Raw genomic sequence first — 551 nt, 5'->3', positions numbered from 1 at the left:
TGACGCAGGCGCAGCCCGTCGTTGTAGACCACGCGGGCGCACCCGAACGCCTGCGCCAGCGCACTCTGCTGACCCGGCGTCGGATACACCCGATAGTTGTACCGCAACTGCACACCCGACATCCTGTCATACGACAACCAGCATGAGCCATTCGAGGAACCGGGCAACCCCCTACGGTGTCGTGATGCATGCCCACGTGGTTTTCGTGACGAAGGTCCGGCACACGGTGTTCGCCGACCAGCACCTGACCCGGAGGGAACAGATCATGCGAGAGGTGCGCGCCGGCTTCGAGGCCGAACTGCTCGAATTCAACGCAGCCGACAGCCACGTCCACCTGCTCGCCGACTTCCCACCCAAGGTCGCCGCGGCCAGGCTGGTCAACAGCCTCAAGGGCGGCTCCTCGCGCCGCCTGCGGCAGGAGTTCCCCGACCTGGCACGCCACTACTATCCGGCTAACAAGCTCTGGTCGGGTTCGTACTTCGCCGAGTCTGTCGGCGGCGCACCGCTGAGCGTCATCAAGCAGTACATCGAGCGACAGAACCATCCCGGTT

At 64.6% G+C, this 551-nt stretch carries 2 protein-coding genes; one reads left to right on the top strand and one right to left on the bottom strand.

Translation table 11 applies throughout. The annotated features are described in order from the left end of the window. The coding region (locus Acy02nite_RS47715; protein WP_203756874.1) for a helix-turn-helix domain-containing protein at positions 1-122 on the bottom strand (122 nt) is incomplete at its 3' end. A gap of 20 nt (positions 123-142) precedes the next feature. Here Acy02nite_RS47715 and tnpA point away from each other — a divergent pair. Beyond that, positions 143-551, top strand: a 409-nt coding sequence (gene tnpA / locus Acy02nite_RS46260; protein ID WP_203756872.1) for an IS200/IS605 family transposase, incomplete at its 3' end; no start/stop codon positions are given.

Source organism: Actinoplanes cyaneus (assembly GCF_016862095.1).
GTDB classification, from domain to species: Bacteria; Actinomycetota; Actinomycetes; order Mycobacteriales; family Micromonosporaceae; genus Actinoplanes; species Actinoplanes cyaneus.
Note: the sequence above shows the minus strand (reverse complement) of the source record. Positions and strands in the feature narration are given on the sequence as shown.